Origin of the sequence: Gardnerella coleohominis, from assembly GCF_002896555.1 — a bacterium.
GTDB classification, from domain to species: domain Bacteria; phylum Actinomycetota; class Actinomycetes; order Actinomycetales; family Bifidobacteriaceae; genus Bifidobacterium; species Bifidobacterium vaginale_F.
The window spans coordinates 274,937-291,715 of sequence record NZ_MNLH01000003.1 but is presented as its reverse complement, the minus strand read 5'-3'; the positions used below and the strand labels follow the sequence as shown (position 1 = coordinate 291,715).

Genomic DNA, 16,779 nt, shown 5'->3' with positions numbered 1-16,779 from the left:
ATTCACTCGATAATTTCTTTAAATTACTCACTGAATTACTCACTGAATAAATTTGACAGAAACGGCAATTTTCTTCACTGGAATTCCTTAAGTTTGATTCTATTGCAATCATAAAATAAAAGCAATGAAGATTTTTGCCATTTACGGCAATTTTCTTCACCGACACAATGCGGCCAAACCCAACAGGCAGACAATTCTAAGGTACCCAACCTCTGCTAAGTAAACAAAACCAAGAACCCCCTCTTGCTTTTGTTTACCAACACGCTACCTAAGTAAACAAAACCAAGAAACCATACTGCACGCGTGTCTTAAAACTAGCAAAATCTGACCATAACGCAGAAACCATACTGCGCCAGTGTGCGAAAAACACCAAACAGAGACACTAACGCAGCGCGACGACCTGCCTGAACGCTGCGATTTAGCGCGCGAAGTCAACTCGGAGCGCCGAGCTTGCTCAAAGTTGAAAACACAGTGCGCTTTCAACGCAAGCTCAGTAGCGAGCGCGTAATCCGCGCGAGCGCAATCTGCGAGCGTGCCCAAAAACAGCCAAAATCAGCGCTGCTTTCACGCACAACTCTTGGTTCTACTTCCGAATTAAAACGCAGATTGTCAACAATCATATTGGGCATACTTAAACATTTGTGATACCTGCGTTACAACATTACTTATTTACAACATTACTTATTTTTAATACCACGCTTATGGCTACTGGAATTGTTCTTTCGCAGTTTATTCAGTAACTTACGTCTGAGGATGGCTAGTGATATAGCATTTTTTATTTAGTTAAATATCTAATCGAAAATCAGACTATTCCGAAACGCAAATAAGTGTTTATTGATAATTTTATCAATAAACACTTTTATTTTTTATCAAATTCATTATAATGTAATGTGCAATTTGCATATTTGTTATATTTTATGAAGCAAAATAACAAAAGTTTAATTAATTAATCAATCGGGTATTTTATGAATAAGACAGCGAAAATTATTCTGACTTCAACCATGATGGGTATTGCCACGGCAGCTTGCGCAGTATGCATGAGCCAAACCGCTTATGCTTCTAGCACTGACGCAAGTAGCGCTAATGGAAGTAGCGTTAGTGCAAGTAACACCAACGTAAGAAACACTACTGGCAATAACACTGAAAACAATAATAGCGTAAAAACAAACACCCCCCCCCATACCAATTTCGCTAACCAAAATACTTTAGAAAATAGCGACAAAAATAGTAATAATAAATCTGAAGATAATAAAGCCAGCGAAAATAAAACTAAAAATAATAAAATTAGCGACAATAAAACAGAAGATAATAAAACTAATCCCTCTTACGAAGTTAAAAATACTTTAGACAATAAAAATGCTGAATCTAACAGCACTTCCAGCAATAAAAGTGAAGCAAATACTGCAATTAATAGTAAATTGGAAAATCGCAGCGCAAAAACAACTGAAGATTCAGATTCACAGGAAGAAACCGTTTCATATCCTCAAATGACAGTTGTAGAGCCGGGCGTAGAGGTTACCATTAAGCCAAAGTTCATGCGCGGTAGCAAAGAGATTACGTTAGAAGAATCAAAGAAATACGGTCCTTGCCGTGATAATTATGAGTATATACGCGTAGAATATAAGGACGGCGACAAATACAAACTTGCATATGGCAGTGCTATAACGCGCTCCTCAGATTATAGCTACACGTTCAAATGGCGCACGGTCGCAGCGAACGAACATCCTAACGCTACTATCCAAGTTACTGGACTTCGTATGTATGACAAGGAAGGGCATCAACTTCAAGAAGAGGTTATTCCAACATTTAGGACTAAAGATGCTGATAAACATAAGCCTGAACCAAAGCCATTCGAATTTAATCGGAACGAATTATCGGCAGGACTTGCAACCGACAAAAGCGGTAATTATGTTCGTTGGAGAGTGTTAAGCAACAACGACTCACCATCAATAGATGAGCAAGAATACTGCAGCAAGTTCCTTGACTACGATCCTGACGCACACATACTCAAAACTAAAATCATTGATAATACTGTGCCGCCAATAAACAATAGAGCTCCAAGCGTTGTTGCAAAGCGTTTTATAGGAATTACGCTTCAAACAATGGGCATGAACGATACAGTTCCAGTAACTGAAAATCTTAAAAATACTCCTTGGTTCTTTAAGGACGCAAAAGAAAAAGCTGATTTTGAGAACGCATTGCATAACAAGGTATGGTCGAAACAATATAACTACGATCAATACAGAATCTTGCAGCAAATAGGAGGTAAACTTCCAAAGGGCGTTAAATACAATCTTAATACAAGAGCTTTCGAAGGAAATCCAGAAATTAACGATTGGCAAGAAAACGAGACTATGCGAGAATATCCGCTATATCTCGCTCAAGTCACAATGTATAACACAGCAGATTATCTTACTTTAAAACCATATACCAGCTATATTGTAAGTAAGCCAAAATCTCAGCCGAAACACGATGAAGCTCAAAACTTTAGCGATACTCCTGCAAATGTGGTGTCCACTGGATTGTCGTCTGATAAAAAGTTGCGTTGGCGCATTTTAAGCGACGATTTGCCGAAGGGCATTGATAAAAGCAAGGTTACATATAATTCTGCTACAAAGCGTTTCGAGCCGCTGTACTATGAAGGCTTATCTAAAGATCCAGGTGTTATTGCACAAGTAAGCAATCTCACTCTGGAAACTATTGATGCCAATGGTCATACAACAAAGTATCAGAAAACACCTGTTTTCGTCTATAAAAACGAGGATAGCCACAAAAAGGTACTGGTTATTTACGATACAAAAAAGCGCATTGGTGATGGAACTTTAGAAACTTCAGCCGGTTCATTCAACTATATCGCAGCTGGAGATTTGCCAAACGGCGTTAGTTTTGATGCAGAGACGTGCACTTTTTCTGGCACCGCTAAGATTACTGATTGGAAAAAAGACGAAACTAGCCGCACATATCCGATATATGTTGCAACGTATAAGAGACTAAACGGTACAATGTTCTTACACTTTGTGGATGACTCTATTACGATAGTACGGAACACGGATGAGAAAATTACACCGGTAACTCCATCACCTGTTGTACCACCAACTCCACAACCACCTGTTCCGCCTCAGCCGCAGCCACAGACATCTGATACTGCTGCTAATGTATTGGCATCTGGAACTGCAACTAAGGACGGCAAGCAGATTCAGTGGCAAGTGATAAACAATGATAAAAATTCTGATACGTCACAAATGAAGATGTACGCTCAGTATCTTAGTTACAATCCAGATACGAACGCGTTGACAATGACAGATGCTGCGGCGTTTACAGAAAACGGTAAAGCTATTTCCGCAAGAAAATTCAGCAATATTACGCTAAAAATCAAGAAAGACGGAAAAACAACAGAAGAAAACATTAAAGAAACGCCTTGGTTCTTCAAAGATCAAAATTCGAAGAATATGTGGGACTCAATTAACCAAACACCAATCGGCACACAAACCTTTGAAAAATACAGCCTCGAGCAAAAGATCGGCGGCGCAGGACTAGAAGGTTTGAGCTACGACTTTTTGAATAAGAATTTTGATGGCAAGCCTACGATTGCCTGGAGTGGCGATGAAAAAATCCGCGAAATTCCTGTGTATATGGCATCGATCCATAAAGGTAAAGATGGCTCAGACTATATGACGGTAGGTGAATTGAAAAAATTCAAGGCATATAAAGATAGAAATGACATCTTTATAGGCACAGCTGGAACTAATCAGCGAACGAAACAACCATACAAGTTCGATGATCTCGGTCTTAATAACGTTACGCAGACGGTAATAGGTGAATATAACAGCGGTACTTATGGAATACCTTTTTACATCAAGCCTGGCGAAACAAAGACTATCAAGCTTAGGTTCTATTTGTTGAACGACAAGCGGCAGCCAATTCAGGAAATTACTGACGAATTTATGAAGGTATTAAATCCAGAACCAAGGGAAGTGAGACTGAAGAAGGTTCAACTTTTCCGTAAAAATAAGACAACTGTGATTGAAATGAATACTGAATATACGTTGAATACAGACTATTCAATCACATTTACAGCAAACGCGGATGCCCAGGACGGTGATTCTTATAATACGTACGGTTCGAAGTTAGATGGCTTGTCTCCTATGTTTGATCCAAATGCTACGCCAACATATACATATGAAGACGGCATAACATTGCACGAAAAGAATCATCCTGAGAACATATCATTAATAAAGAACGTAGTGATTAGAGTTACGAAGCCTAAGTCGCAGCCTCCAAAACCAGAGCCTCCAAAACCAGAACCACCTAAACCGGAACCAGAGCCAACACCGGTTACACCGGAACCAAAACCAACTCCTGTTCCGATTCCAGAGCCAGAGCCTATTCCAGTTCCTATAATTCCTGCACCAGAGCCGGAAGAAGTGACAGAACCGGAACCAGAGACAGAACCGGAACCAATGCAAGAAGAGACTGTGGAAGAAGCACAAACTCCACAAACGCATGAACCGCTTGCTAGCACAGGCTCTGAAACATCAAACATTGCAGGTGCTGGATTAGCGTTCTTACTGTCAGCCTTCGGCGCGTTTTCGCTTAAACGTACTCGCATTGGCAGACACAGCAAATAACAAACACGGCAACCAAAAACGCAACTAGCGAATAACGAGAATAACCAATAAACGCCAGCCGAGTTGGAATAAACTCACTGGCGTTTATTTTTAAACACCAATCAACCAATCACAATCAACAAATAGCAAAGTACCCAACCTCTGCAATTTTGCACTTAATGGCTACTTGCGCCAAACAGAGACACTCGCGCAGCGCGACAACCTGCTTTTGCACTTAGAACGTAGTGTGCAAAAGCAACTCGGAGCGCCGAGCTTGCTCAAAGTTGAAAGCACAGTGCGCTTTCAACGCAAGCGAGGTCTGCCTGAGTCAGTGAAGACGAAGGCAGAGCAGATTTGTGTGGTGATTCATTGAGAATTAGGTTGTGGCTATGGTGCGCTGACGACCTGCCTTAGTGCTCGCTTTGACTGAGTCTGAAATTATTGGAATTTCAGGCTCCTTCAAAGCGCGATTTGGCATGTGAAGCGCACTGTGCTTCACATGCCAAATAAGCCAAACGGCTACTCTCTATGCGTTCAAGCAGGTCGTTACGCGCTCAGCGATTCGAGCCGCAGCCTCATCCACTGGAACTGCTTCAACGTTTGAGCCGTTGCGATCGCGGATTTCAATCGTTCCGTTGTTCACGGTATCGCGACCTGCTACAGCAATCAGAGGCACGCCAACAAGCTCAGCATCCTTAAACTTCACGCCTGGAGAAACCTTTGGACGGTCGTCAAAGATTACTTCGATGCCTTGCTTGCTAAGCTCTTCAACAACCTTTTCAGCAGCGTCGAAAGCAACTTGATCCTTGCCAGTAGCAACGACGTGAACCTGAGCTGGAGCAATCGCCATAGGCCATGCGAGACCAGTATCATCGTGATGCGTTTCTGCCAAGCATGCAATCACGCGGCTAACGCCAATGCCGTAGCAGCCCATCCAAACTGGTACAGCTTTACCGTTTTCGTTAAGAACACTTAAGCCCAAAGCCTTAGAATACTTTAAGCCAAGCTGGAACACCTGGCCGATTTCCACACCGCGTTCGAAGCTCAATGGGCCAGAACCATCTGGGCTCATATCGCCGTCGCGAACCTGGGCTGCTTCAACAACGCCATCAGCCTCAAAATCGCGTCCGTAAACAGCGTTATAAACGTGCTTTCCGTCTTCGTCGGCTCCTGTAATCCATGCGCTTCCCTTTGCAACATGAGCATCCATCAAGTAGCGGACAGGATTTTCAATACCACTACCCTCTTTGCGAGCTTGAGGACCTAATACACTAAAGCCAATGTAGCCCTTAACAAACTCAGGATGAGCCTTCAAATCATCCTCAGTTGCTTCTTCAATTTCTGCAGGAGCAAACTGAGCTTCAAGACGCTTCATATCTACCTGGCGATCACCTGGAATACCAATAGCCACGATTTCGCGCCATGGCTCCTCGTGCTCGCCACCCTCAGCATCAGCCGGGTGCTTAACAGCAATAATAAGGTTCTTCAAAGTGTCAGACGCTTGCCATTCGCGACCATCTTCGCGCGGATGCAAATCGTTGGAAACTTTAACCAAAGCCTCAATCGTCTTAGCGTCTGGAGTTTCAAGGGCTTCTGCTGCAGGAGTTGCTGAATAATCAACATCAGACATTTCTGGAGTGGTAAGAGCCTCAACATTCCAAGCTTTTCCAGAAGGAGCGAGAGCAAAAGTATCTTCGCCAATTGGCATTGGAGCCAAGAATTCCTCGGAATCAGAACCACCCATAGGGCCGGAAACAGCGTGAACAATCACATATTTAATGCCCAAACGGTCGAAAATTCGAGCGTAAGCAGCACGCTCTTCAACATAAGCAGACTTCAAACCATCTTCGTCAATCGAGAACGAGTAAGCGTCTTGCATAATAAACTCACGGCCGCGGATAAGACCTGCGCGAGGACGGAATTCGTCGCGATACTTCGTTTGAATCTGATACAAAGTAACTGGCAAATCCTTGTAAGAAGAATACATATCCTTAACAAGAAGCGTGAAAACTTCTTCGTGCGTTGGAGCAAGAAGATAGTCAGCCTCATGACGATCTTTAAGGCGGAAAATGTTATCACCATATTCTTCCCAACGGTTTGTCGCCTCATAAGGCTCACGTGGAAGAAGCGCTGGGAAGTGGACCTCCTGCGCACCGATACCGTTGATTTCTTCGCGAATAATAGCCTGAACCTTGTTTAAAACCTTGAGGCCAAGCGGCAACCAAGTCCACACACCTGGTGCAGATTTACGAATATAGCCTGCGCGCTGCATAAGTTTTGCGGAAGTCACGTCCGCGTCTGCTGGATCCTCGCGCAGCGTACGAAGGAACAGCTGAGACATACGAAGTACATTGGAATTCATGCGTTCCAATCTATTTGCGCATGAGGACATAAACACTTGTTTAATAGTATTAACAAAAATAAATTAGTAAAATATATAAATTCTATTTTAAATAAAATAATTATTTACGAATATTGCAATAACTTGTGAACAATATAATATGCATAAAAGTATTTATTAAATAACTTGACATTAAGAGTTATACTAAAGCCTATATGAAAAATGGCATGAATTGTTGATTTTGTAACTTATAATTTTTTAAATTGTGATTTTAAGAGAGTGGAATTTATTATGAGCGATTTTAATAACAATCATCCTTTGAACAATAATCCTTCTAACAATAATGCTTCGAACAATAATCAAGGCATGCAAAATAATAACTATTCCCAAAACAATCAACAAACAAACTGGCAAAATAATCATCCGTACAATATGCAATTCAATCAGCAAACTTGGCCATCCAGCCCATATGCTCAGCCAGCCAGCCCGTACAATCAACCACAAATTCGCAATCAGCCGCCTCATCCAGCTCAGCCAGCCGGTCCATACAATCAGCCGCCTCAACAATACGCTCATTCACCTCAACCATACGCTCATCCAGCTCAACCATACGCTCATCCAGCTCAACAATACGCTCAACAATCAAATTATTCTCAAACGCCTAATCATTACCAACAAATAAATGCTGGATACAATAACCCAAATCCTGTGAGAAATTCTCGACCAGATCATTTTATTTTGAATCCTGCTTATAAAATATCTAGAGAACCAATAACTAAAACAGAAACAATCGAAGACTTTTTTATTTACTTTATTAATTACTTTACAAAAATGTTTGTGATTAAAGAAACTGCGTCGCGTAATGAATTTTTCGCTGGAGCTCTAGCTACAGGCCTTATATTCCTTACAGTCCAACTGTTTTATTACATATATTTATTTGAAAGCGCTAATTACAATAATTTAATAACTTCTGCTTCTATTCTTCGCTCAGTGTTCTCTCCTACCAAACTTTTATTGGGAGCAATCATAGCATCCCCACTTTTATTACCTTACTCTACTCTTCTTATTCGCAGAGCATACGATGCAGGATTCCCTAATGCGATACCTCCGTTGGTATCTATCGCACTAATCGTATCTGGAACAGCATCAACCATAATTGCACTATTCGCTGATTTCTTACAACAACCACGAATATTTCTTATTTTCATATTTATCGCACTAATTTTAATGGTTTTTGGAATTGGAAGTTCGTGGAACATCATAAAAAGGCCTTCTGCAAAATAAGTATTTCTAAAATTGCTTAAGCATACTATTTATGTTAGTTTCCAGAATTTTTATGGTAATTTAAATAAAAACCACTAAATGAAGCACTAAATAAAATTAGTAGATAAAGCACTAAAACTCGTCATTGAATCCAAACTCGTCATTGAATCCAAACTCATCGTTGCTAGTACTTGCAAAAATATCAAGTTCCTGCTGACTAATGAATTCGTTTTCTAACGTGTTTTTTACGAAAGAATTAGCACCACTGTTAGTAAGCATCTTACTTGCTTTCTCAGAAGCCTCACGCAAAGATCCGTCTAGCAGTACAGCATCCACCGAAACACTAAACGCGCGATCGTTAATACCTTCCAGATAAAGCCCGCTCAGATTTTCCACGCGAGAAAGCGCCACGTATCCCATTCCGGGAGCGAAAGTTCTACGCAAATCCATTACCGCAGAATCAAGCGTCATACCTTGCGATTTATGAATCGTAATTCCCCACGCGCAACGAAGAGGCACTTGATTTACGCTTGCAAGTACAGTCTCACCGTCCGTCATTTCCCAAGCAGCCGGCTTAAGAGTCACAATATTGCCGTTTTCAAACTCAACAATCGGCCATCCGCCTTTAGACTCAGGCGCAAAACGCAACACACGACCAACCGAGCCGTTTACGTACTGCTTTTCCTGGTCGTTTCGCAACGCCATCACAGCAGCTCCGGCCTTTAAAACTAAACGTTCCGGAGCGAGCATATTCTTCTTTAAGCGATCGACGAGATTTTTAGGACCAGCTTCTGTTGCAACGAATTCGTGAGGCTCAGCATCAATTGCCGCCAGCTGCACATTATTTAAGCCATCTGCTTGCGCGTTCGTAGGGAAAAGATGCACTGAAACCTCGTCGTCTTGCGGATACTCACCAAGGCGACTAGCAAGCACTTGCTTATCGTCGTCACTTACAATACCGCCACGAATATCCGTCAAAACTTCAAGCAACTTGCCGTCATCCTGACGATGTTGCTCAGTTAAGTAGCACACAACAGGCTTTAAAGCATCCCAAGCGAAAGATTCCGTAATATAACCTTCAGGATTTTTGCCAGCAGCAGCATACTTTTCTCGCGACTCAATAAATGCCTGACTTGGCTCGAACACATCGCGATTTCGCATAGAAGTGCTTACAGGAGGCAGCTGGAAGAAGTCGCCTGAAATAACTACTTGAAGTCCGCCGAAAGGAGCAGAATTTTTGCGCAACTTCCGGCATACTTCATCAACCATGTCAAAAAGCCACGCGTGAATCATTGAAACTTCGTCCAACACGAGCACGTCCGTGGCTTTTATGCGTTTCCCTCGCCTAGCTCTAATGGTTTTAAGAAGCGTATCGCTAAGCGCATTTGAAACTCCAACTCCGCTCCACGAGTGAATGGTTTGACCGTTTAAATGAGTTGCCGCAATGCCGGTAGAAGCTGTTACGGCAACACTTAAACCATTTTTTCTCATTGCGCGAATAGCTTCGTTTAATACGTAGGTTTTACCTGCACCCGGAGCGCCGGTAATGAACGCGCTTGCACCAGCGTTGATTATGGTTAGAGCTTCGGATTGCTTCATTGGCAGTACCTTTTATTGCGTTTAGTAGTCGCGCTTTATTTAGTAGTCGCGCTTTATTCAATAGTAGCGTTGTGTTTAGTAGTCGCGCTTTTCTGCGGAATTTACGTCTTCTAATGCTTCACCGCGACGCTCATAGTCACGAAGCAAGCTAGTGCTCTCAATGTGCTGTGCGCCAGCTTTTGCCTGTGCTTCGCTTGGTCCTGGAGCTGGAACGAACATCATATCGCGGTAGTAACGAAGCTCGTCAATCGACTCAATAATATCCGCGAGCGCACGGTGACCGCCATGTTTTGCCGGCTTATTGCGGTAAACGTCTGGGTAAAGTCTGCGCGAAATCTCTTTCAACGTACTTACGTCGATTACGCGGTAGTGCAGATTTGCCATTAAATCTGGCATGTAGCGGTCGAGGAACTTTTTGTCTGAGCCAACGGAGTTGCCTGCAAGATGCGCTTTTCCACGCTCTGGCAAAAAGCGCTTTACGTACTCAACAACCTGCTTTTGCGCTTCTTCCAAAGTCAAACCGTTCTTATTCCACTCGTCAACAAGTCCGGAAGAAGTGTGCATATTGCGTACAAAATCGTTCATATGAGCCACAGCAGCATCGCTCGGCTTAATCACTAAATCAATTCCGTCGTCCAAAACTTTCAGATTAAAATCAGTTGGAACTACAGATACTTCGCATAATTCGTCATGGAAAATATCGAGTCCCGTCATCTCGCAATCAATCCAAATTAAGCGCGATTCCTCCGGCGTAAAAGTAAGATCTTCCTTAGCTTCAGCCATTTTCGTTCCTTTCCTAATATTTTTTCGAACCCATCAGCCTACATCTTCGTACAGACGAGGCGCATATTAAAAACGACGAAAAGCATGCAAGTATGGGGAACTTGGTTAACTTTTCGCCGTTTAGAGCAAAATTAATTTCGCTTTATACGTGCTTTATATGCGATTCAATTGCGCACCACGCGCACCACGCGATTTAGTTGTGGAAACCGCTGTAGTTTGGCGCTTCTGCAGTCATCACGATATCGTGAGGATGTGATTCGCGAAGACCAGCATCCGTAATGCGAATAAAGCGTCCGCGCTCTTGCATTTCCTTAATATTGTGCGCACCAACGTAGAACATGGACTGATGCAATCCGCCAAGCAATTGGTAAAGCACAGCGTTAAGTGGACCGCGATATGGAACTTCGCCTTCAACGCCTTCTGGAACCACCTTGTCGGAGCTGGTAACGTCTGCCTGGAAGTAACGATCCTTTGAATAAGACTTCTTACCTCGAGGAGCCATTGCGCCAAGCGAACCCATGCCGCGGTAAAGCTTGTACTGCTTGCCGTGAAGCAAAACCTTTTCACCAGGAGCTTCCTCGCAACCAGCCAAAGTGCCGCCGAGCATTACGGTATCCGCGCCAGCAACCAAAGCCTTAGCAATATCGCCAGAATAATGAATACCACCATCAGCAATGCATGGTACGCCAGCAGCCTTGCAAGCTTGAGCCGCATCATAAACAGCAGTAAGCTGAGGCACGCCAACGCCAGCAACAACGCGCGTAGTGCAAATAGAGCCTGGGCCAACGCCAACCTTTACAGCGTCAACACCAGCGTCAATCATTGCCTGCGCACCCTGACGAGTAGCAATATTTCCGCCAATAATCTGCACGCCATCGAAAGCTTTATCTGCCTTAATGCGACGAATCATATCGAGAGCCAAACGAGCCTCGCCGTTTGCGGTATCAACCACAAGCACGTCAACTCCAGCTTCCATAAGCGCGCACGCACGCTGCCAAGCATCACCAAGGAAGCCAATTCCAGCAGCCACGCGCAAGCGACCCTGGTCATCCTTAGTAGCATCCGGATACTGCTCGGTCTTCACAAAGTCCTTAACAGTAATCAAACCTGTAAGCTTGCCATCAGCATCAACAAGCGGCAACTTTTCAACTTTGTTGTCTGCAAGCAAACGGTGAGCGTCATCCTTAGAAATATTTGAAGGACCGGTGACGAGATTTTCACGCGTCATCACATCCTTAACCTTCAAGCGGTCGTAATCTTCGGAAGCAATGAAACGCATATCACGGTTGGTAATAATGCCAACTAAACGATTTTCGCTATCCACTACCGGCAAGCCAGAAATATGGAAACGCCCGCACAATTTATCTAAATCGGCGAGCGTAGCATCTGGATGAACAGTAAGTGGATCGGTAATCATACCGGATTCACTGCGCTTAACAATATCAACTTGCGCAGCTTGATCATCAATAGAAAGATTGCGGTGAAGCACACCAATACCACCATTACGCGCCATAGCAATAGCCATATCGGATTCTGTAACAGTATCCATAGCAGCAGAAATAGCTGGCACTTTCATGGTAATTTCGCGAGTCAAATGAGTAGAAGTATCCACTTCGGAAGGAATAACATCAGTCTCATTTGGAAGCAAAAGGACATCGTCATAAGCGAGGCCGAGCTTCTCGAAAATTGGTGGAACAGGAGCATACACGGATTCCGTGTTCATATCAGTTGTAGCCATAGGGTTACTATACGTTTTTGCTATGACGTTTAGAAAAATAGCGTTTCATGAGCGTTTCATGAGCGTCTCATGAATTACGAATTTCTGGAATTCTCTTGCGCAAATACGGGAATAGCGTAAGTACTGTAAGAAGTGAAGCTGCAATTATCATTCCAACAAGTACATAAGCAGCTTTGAAGAACAAGATCATAATAGAACCAAAAGCAATAAGCGCTGCCCAACCCCATAAAATTAAAACTGCACCTTGCACAGAATGGCCAATTCTAAGCATTCTATGATGTAAATGCATTCTGTCAGGATGCGTAGGCGACTGACCTTTAGAAAGTCTACGAACAATCGCCAAGCACATGTCTAATACAGGCAAGAAAAGAACTAAAATCGGCAATAATATTGGCATGAAAACAGGCAAATATATACTCGTATGAACCGCTGAAGGATCAATATGGCCAGTCATTATAATCGAAGCGCAAGTTATTAAATAACCTATAAGCATGGATCCTGAATCGCCCATAAAAAGTTTTGCAGGATGCCAATTATGCAATATAAAGCCTACGCATATACCTACCATAAGCACGTCAACAAGAGTTGCCATAGAAGCATATATTGGAGAAGTTCTTGCAAGAATATATGAGTACGTAGCGAATGCAATTCCACCAATTGCAACTATCCCGGAAGCTAAACCATCAAGTCCATCAACAAAATTAACTGCATTAATAGATGAAACAATTAAAAATGCTGTAATTGCAATAGACAAACTAGGAGATGCTGTAACAAGCGAGCCAAGCGGCAATGTGACGATTTGCAATCCTCCCCATGCCACAAACACAGATATAAGAAGCTGACCGGCAAGTTTAAGCATCCAATCCAAATCCCAGATATCGTCGCAAACGCCCAGAATACATATCATTATGGCACCTGCTAAAACGACCCAAGGCTGATTACTACCAGCAAATAAACCAGAAATAAATGGCATTGAACTTGCAAAAGCTAAAGCAACAGCTAATCCGAAAAGCATGCCAACGCCACCCATACGAGGTGTAGGTATAGTGTGAACATCCCTAGCTCTAACTTTTCCAACAGCTCCCATGGTTATAGCAAGATGACGCACTAAAGGCATAATCAGCCATGTAGCTCCGCCTGCAATTGCTGCAATAAACAGGTATACCCTCATCTCTTGCGACTTTCTGCTCTTATCTGTTCTTCGCTTATCACGCCTTCGCGCAAAATCACAATTCCGTCTTTATCGTTTGGATCCGCGCCAACTACTGTGCTTGCCACGTGCGAGCGAGTCGGACCAGCGTTCAAATACAGCGGAATTTCGTCTCCAAAAGCAGCCACTGCCTCTTCTACGCTGTCTGCACTTTCATGTCCACTGCGATTCGCACTAGAAGCAGCCAAAGGACCTGTAACTCGCAAAATTTGCATTAATTCCGGGCAATCTGGCACGCGCACGCCTTGAGTTGCTTCAGCTTCAGCTGACTGAGTTGCTTCAGCTGACTGAGTTTCTTGAGTTTGCGTATCGTTTTGAGCATCAGTTTCAGACGTTTTACAAAGCGTAGCAAGCCTTGAAGCAATCGAGCCTTTTTTAGCACGCGCAATCGGAGAATATCCTCCCGGAAGGAACTTTTTGCCTAAAATATCTAGCGGAGATGGCAAATAAAGCCCAAGCTTTTCTAAGTCATCTACACTGCTCATTAAAATTTGCAACGCTTTTGTGCGAGGTCTGCGTTTAAGCTCGTAAATTTTTGCAACTGCTTTCTCATTAAACGGATCGCAAGCAACTCCATACACAGTGTCAGTAGGCACTACGATTACTCCCCCAGCATTAATAATTTGTGCTGCAAGCTGCAAGGATTCTTCATTAATTGTGCAAATTTTTCTCATTTTTTCCTCTTTTTTTGCATACTACAAATCTTGCTCTGTTTGTTAAGTCGTTTTTGACTTTTGCGCTGCCAAATCCTATGTTTTGTGCATAATCCGAAAGGGCTTTTCCTTGCGTAATATCGTGCTCCATAATCATTATTCCACCTGGACGCAAATACTCAAAACTTGCTTCCATAATTTTTTGCGGTATTAGTAGACCGTCTTGAGATCCACCATATAACGCCATTTTAGGGTCATAATCTCTTGCTTCTATTTGCTCTACAGGCTGATTTTCTGGCACGTATGGAGGATTCGTAATCACTAAGTCTACTAGTCCTTTAATCGCACTTATTTCAGGCAGATTAACGTCTGAGGCATCACCCAATATTGCATGATATCTGTTTGAAATATAATATTCTTCCGCGATTTTGCAATAGTTTTTTTGTAAATATTCAAATGCTTCAGGTGACTTTTCTACAGCCCACACTTGCGCGTCTGCAACTTCCGTCACAACCGACAATCCGATTGCGCCCGAACCTGCGCATAAGTCTACAACTACCGGATTTTTTAGATTATTTGCGCGAATCCAATCTATTCCTTCTTGAACTACGACTTCTGTTTCCGGCCGCGGCACAAAAACACCTTTGCCAACGCTCAAATCTAAGTATCGAAAAGGCGCGTGACCAACAATATGCTGCAACGGCTCGCGAGAAGCACGCCTAGATATAAAATCGCTATATTTGCTAGCGTAATCGGGCGGAAAATCATTTAAATCGCCAAGTATTAGCGCTTTGTTTAAATCCGACAAACTTACTCCGCAAGCGTGTGCCAAAAGTACACGCGCGTCGTATTCCGCAGACTCCACGCCTGCTTCACGAAGACTCGCAATAGCATTTTGCAAAAGTTCGCGCATAATACAAGCAATTCCTAGAAGCTAATTTCTACGAGCTAACACAAACTAACACAAGCTAAAACAAGCAACAAGTTTAAAGGATATTACTTATTACTTGGCTTGTGCTAAGCGGTCAGCTTCATCTGCCTGAATATCACTGTCGATAACAGGCTGCAAGTCGCCGTTAAGCACCTGGTCAAGATTGTAAGCCTTGTAGTTTGTGCGATGATCCACAATACGATTTTCTGGGAAATTGTACGTGCGGATTCGCTCAGAACGGTCCAACGAGCGCACCTGCGAGTGACGCATATCCGCAGCTTCTGCCGCTTCCTGCTCGTGCTTCATGGCAAGCAAGCGCGACTTTAACACTCGAAGTGCTGCCGCACGGTTTTGAATCTGCGACTTTTCATCTTGCATGCTAACAACAATTCCGGTTGGAATATGCGTCATGCGAACCGCGGAATAAGTAGTGTTAACGGACTGTCCGCCAGGACCAGAGCTCATGAAAATGTCGATTTTCAGATCTTTTGGATCGATTTCAATCTCGTCGTCATCTTCGTCTGCTTCTGGGAACACGATTACGCCGGCTGCGGAAGTCTGTATGCGCCCCTGCGATTCCGTAACTGGGATTCGCTGCACGCGGTGAACGCCACCCTCGTACTTCATGCTCGCCCACACGCCGTCTTCTGGAGCAGGAGTTCCTTTTGCGCGAATCGCAAGCTGAACGTCTTTTACGCCGCCAAGTTCCGTTGAATTTTCGCTTTGGATTACGGTAGTCCAGCCACGCTTTTCAGCATAACGCATGTACATACGCAATAAATCGCCAGCAAACAGAGCCGCTTCTTCGCCGCCTGTGCCAGCTTTAATTTCCATAATCATATCGCGCGCATCATCCGGATCCCTAGGAATTAGCGCTGTGCGTAGCTTTTCTTTTGCTGCTGGGAGTTGATCTTCTAAGCGCTTAGCTTCTTCGGCAAAATCTGGATCGTCGCTTGCCATTTCGTTTGCGGCTTCAAAGTCGTCGCAAAGCTGCTTGTAATTTAGGTAAGCGTTTACGATTGATCCGAGTTCTGCATGCCTGCGGCCGAGCTTTCGAATAGCGTCCGGATTTGATGCAACTTCCGGGCTACCCATACGACTTTCAATATCGCGATACTCTTCTAACGCGGTAACTGCTGCCGGGAACTGTTCCTCTACTGACTCAGCCATCATATTCCTTTTTAGTCACGCTTAACGCGGATTGTAAATTAAAAATTTAAATATCAAATGTAAAACATTAGACACACGTATATTAAACACACGTCAAATGTAAAACATTAAACACGCATTTTTGGCACATAAAACGCCAGCCCCGATTCCGCGAGTTACACGAAAGCAGGGCTGGCGTCACAAAAGCTACTTAGTCTTCTTACCGTAGCGCTTCTCGAAGCGAGCCACGCGGCCGCCGGTGTCGAGAATCTTCTGCTTGCCGGTATAGAATGGGTGGCACTTTGAGCACACGTCAACCGTCATGTGATCGCCATTAGCGGTAGAACGAGTTACGAAAGTGTTGCCGCAAGAGCAGGTAACCTGCACTGCATGATAGTCGGGATGAATACCCTGCTTCATAATGTCTCCTATGGAATTCGGGCGACCCGGGTCGCAAAGCCCCAATAGCTAAGCGTGAACCGGAACCTTCGCTATTCTAGTCACC

The 16,779-nt window shown here is 43.6% G+C and carries 11 protein-coding genes; 2 read left to right on the top strand and 9 right to left on the bottom strand.

The window, feature by feature from the left end:
• Positions 1–965: 965 nt before the first annotated feature.
• Positions 966–4,628: a hypothetical protein gene (locus tag BFS05_RS06820; protein ID WP_258004250.1), complete on the top strand. Its 3,663-nt coding sequence runs from the start codon at positions 966–968 to the stop codon at positions 4,626–4,628.
• Between the two features lie 505 nt (positions 4,629–5,133).
• Here the strand turns inward: BFS05_RS06820 and BFS05_RS04480 are convergent.
• Positions 5,134–6,969: a proline--tRNA ligase gene (locus BFS05_RS04480; protein WP_180978596.1), complete on the bottom strand. Its 1,836-nt coding sequence runs from the start codon at positions 6,967–6,969 to the stop codon at positions 5,134–5,136.
• A 270-nt stretch (positions 6,970–7,239) separates the two neighbouring features.
• On the opposite strand from BFS05_RS04480, the gene BFS05_RS04475 reads away from it, so the two are divergent.
• On the top strand, positions 7,240–8,232 hold the full coding sequence (locus tag BFS05_RS04475) for a hypothetical protein (RefSeq protein ID WP_103084786.1): 993 nt from the start codon (positions 7,240–7,242) through the stop codon (positions 8,230–8,232).
• Between the two features lie 111 nt (positions 8,233–8,343).
• Here the strand turns inward: BFS05_RS04475 and BFS05_RS04470 are convergent, their stop codons facing one another.
• The 8 genes from BFS05_RS04470 to rpmE form a co-directional block, all read right to left on the bottom strand.
• Positions 8,344–9,810, bottom strand: a complete 1,467-nt coding sequence (locus BFS05_RS04470) for an ATP-dependent DNA helicase (protein ID WP_103084785.1) — start codon at positions 9,808–9,810, stop codon at positions 8,344–8,346.
• 75 nt (positions 9,811–9,885) lie between these two features.
• Complete coding sequence (gene orn / locus BFS05_RS04465; RefSeq protein ID WP_103084784.1) at positions 9,886–10,593, bottom strand: oligoribonuclease; 708 nt, start codon at positions 10,591–10,593, stop codon at positions 9,886–9,888.
• A 193-nt stretch (positions 10,594–10,786) separates the two neighbouring features.
• The gene (gene guaB / locus BFS05_RS04460) at positions 10,787–12,331 is read right to left on the bottom strand and encodes an IMP dehydrogenase (protein ID WP_103084783.1); all 1,545 of its coding nucleotides are present in this window, start codon (positions 12,329–12,331) and stop codon (positions 10,787–10,789) included.
• Between the two features lie 67 nt (positions 12,332–12,398).
• Positions 12,399–13,502, bottom strand: coding sequence for an MraY family glycosyltransferase (locus BFS05_RS04455; protein WP_103084782.1), 1,104 nt, complete (start codon positions 13,500–13,502; stop codon positions 12,399–12,401).
• Positions 13,499–14,215, bottom strand: coding sequence for an L-threonylcarbamoyladenylate synthase (locus tag BFS05_RS04450; protein WP_103084781.1), 717 nt, complete (start codon positions 14,213–14,215; stop codon positions 13,499–13,501). Before BFS05_RS04450 ends, BFS05_RS04455 begins: the two co-directional genes overlap by 4 nt.
• Positions 14,193–15,107: a peptide chain release factor N(5)-glutamine methyltransferase gene (prmC, locus tag BFS05_RS04445; RefSeq protein ID WP_103084780.1), complete on the bottom strand. Its 915-nt coding sequence runs from the start codon at positions 15,105–15,107 to the stop codon at positions 14,193–14,195. The genes BFS05_RS04450 and prmC overlap by 23 nt, the downstream gene beginning before the upstream one ends.
• A 90-nt stretch (positions 15,108–15,197) precedes the next feature.
• Entirely contained in the window at positions 15,198–16,295 is a 1,098-nt protein-coding gene (gene prfA / locus BFS05_RS04440) for a peptide chain release factor 1 (RefSeq protein ID WP_103084779.1), read from the bottom strand.
• A gap of 186 nt (positions 16,296–16,481) precedes the next feature.
• Positions 16,482–16,694: a 50S ribosomal protein L31 gene (gene rpmE / locus BFS05_RS04435; RefSeq protein ID WP_075523086.1), complete on the bottom strand. Its 213-nt coding sequence runs from the start codon at positions 16,692–16,694 to the stop codon at positions 16,482–16,484.
• Positions 16,695–16,779: the final 85 nt, after the last annotated feature.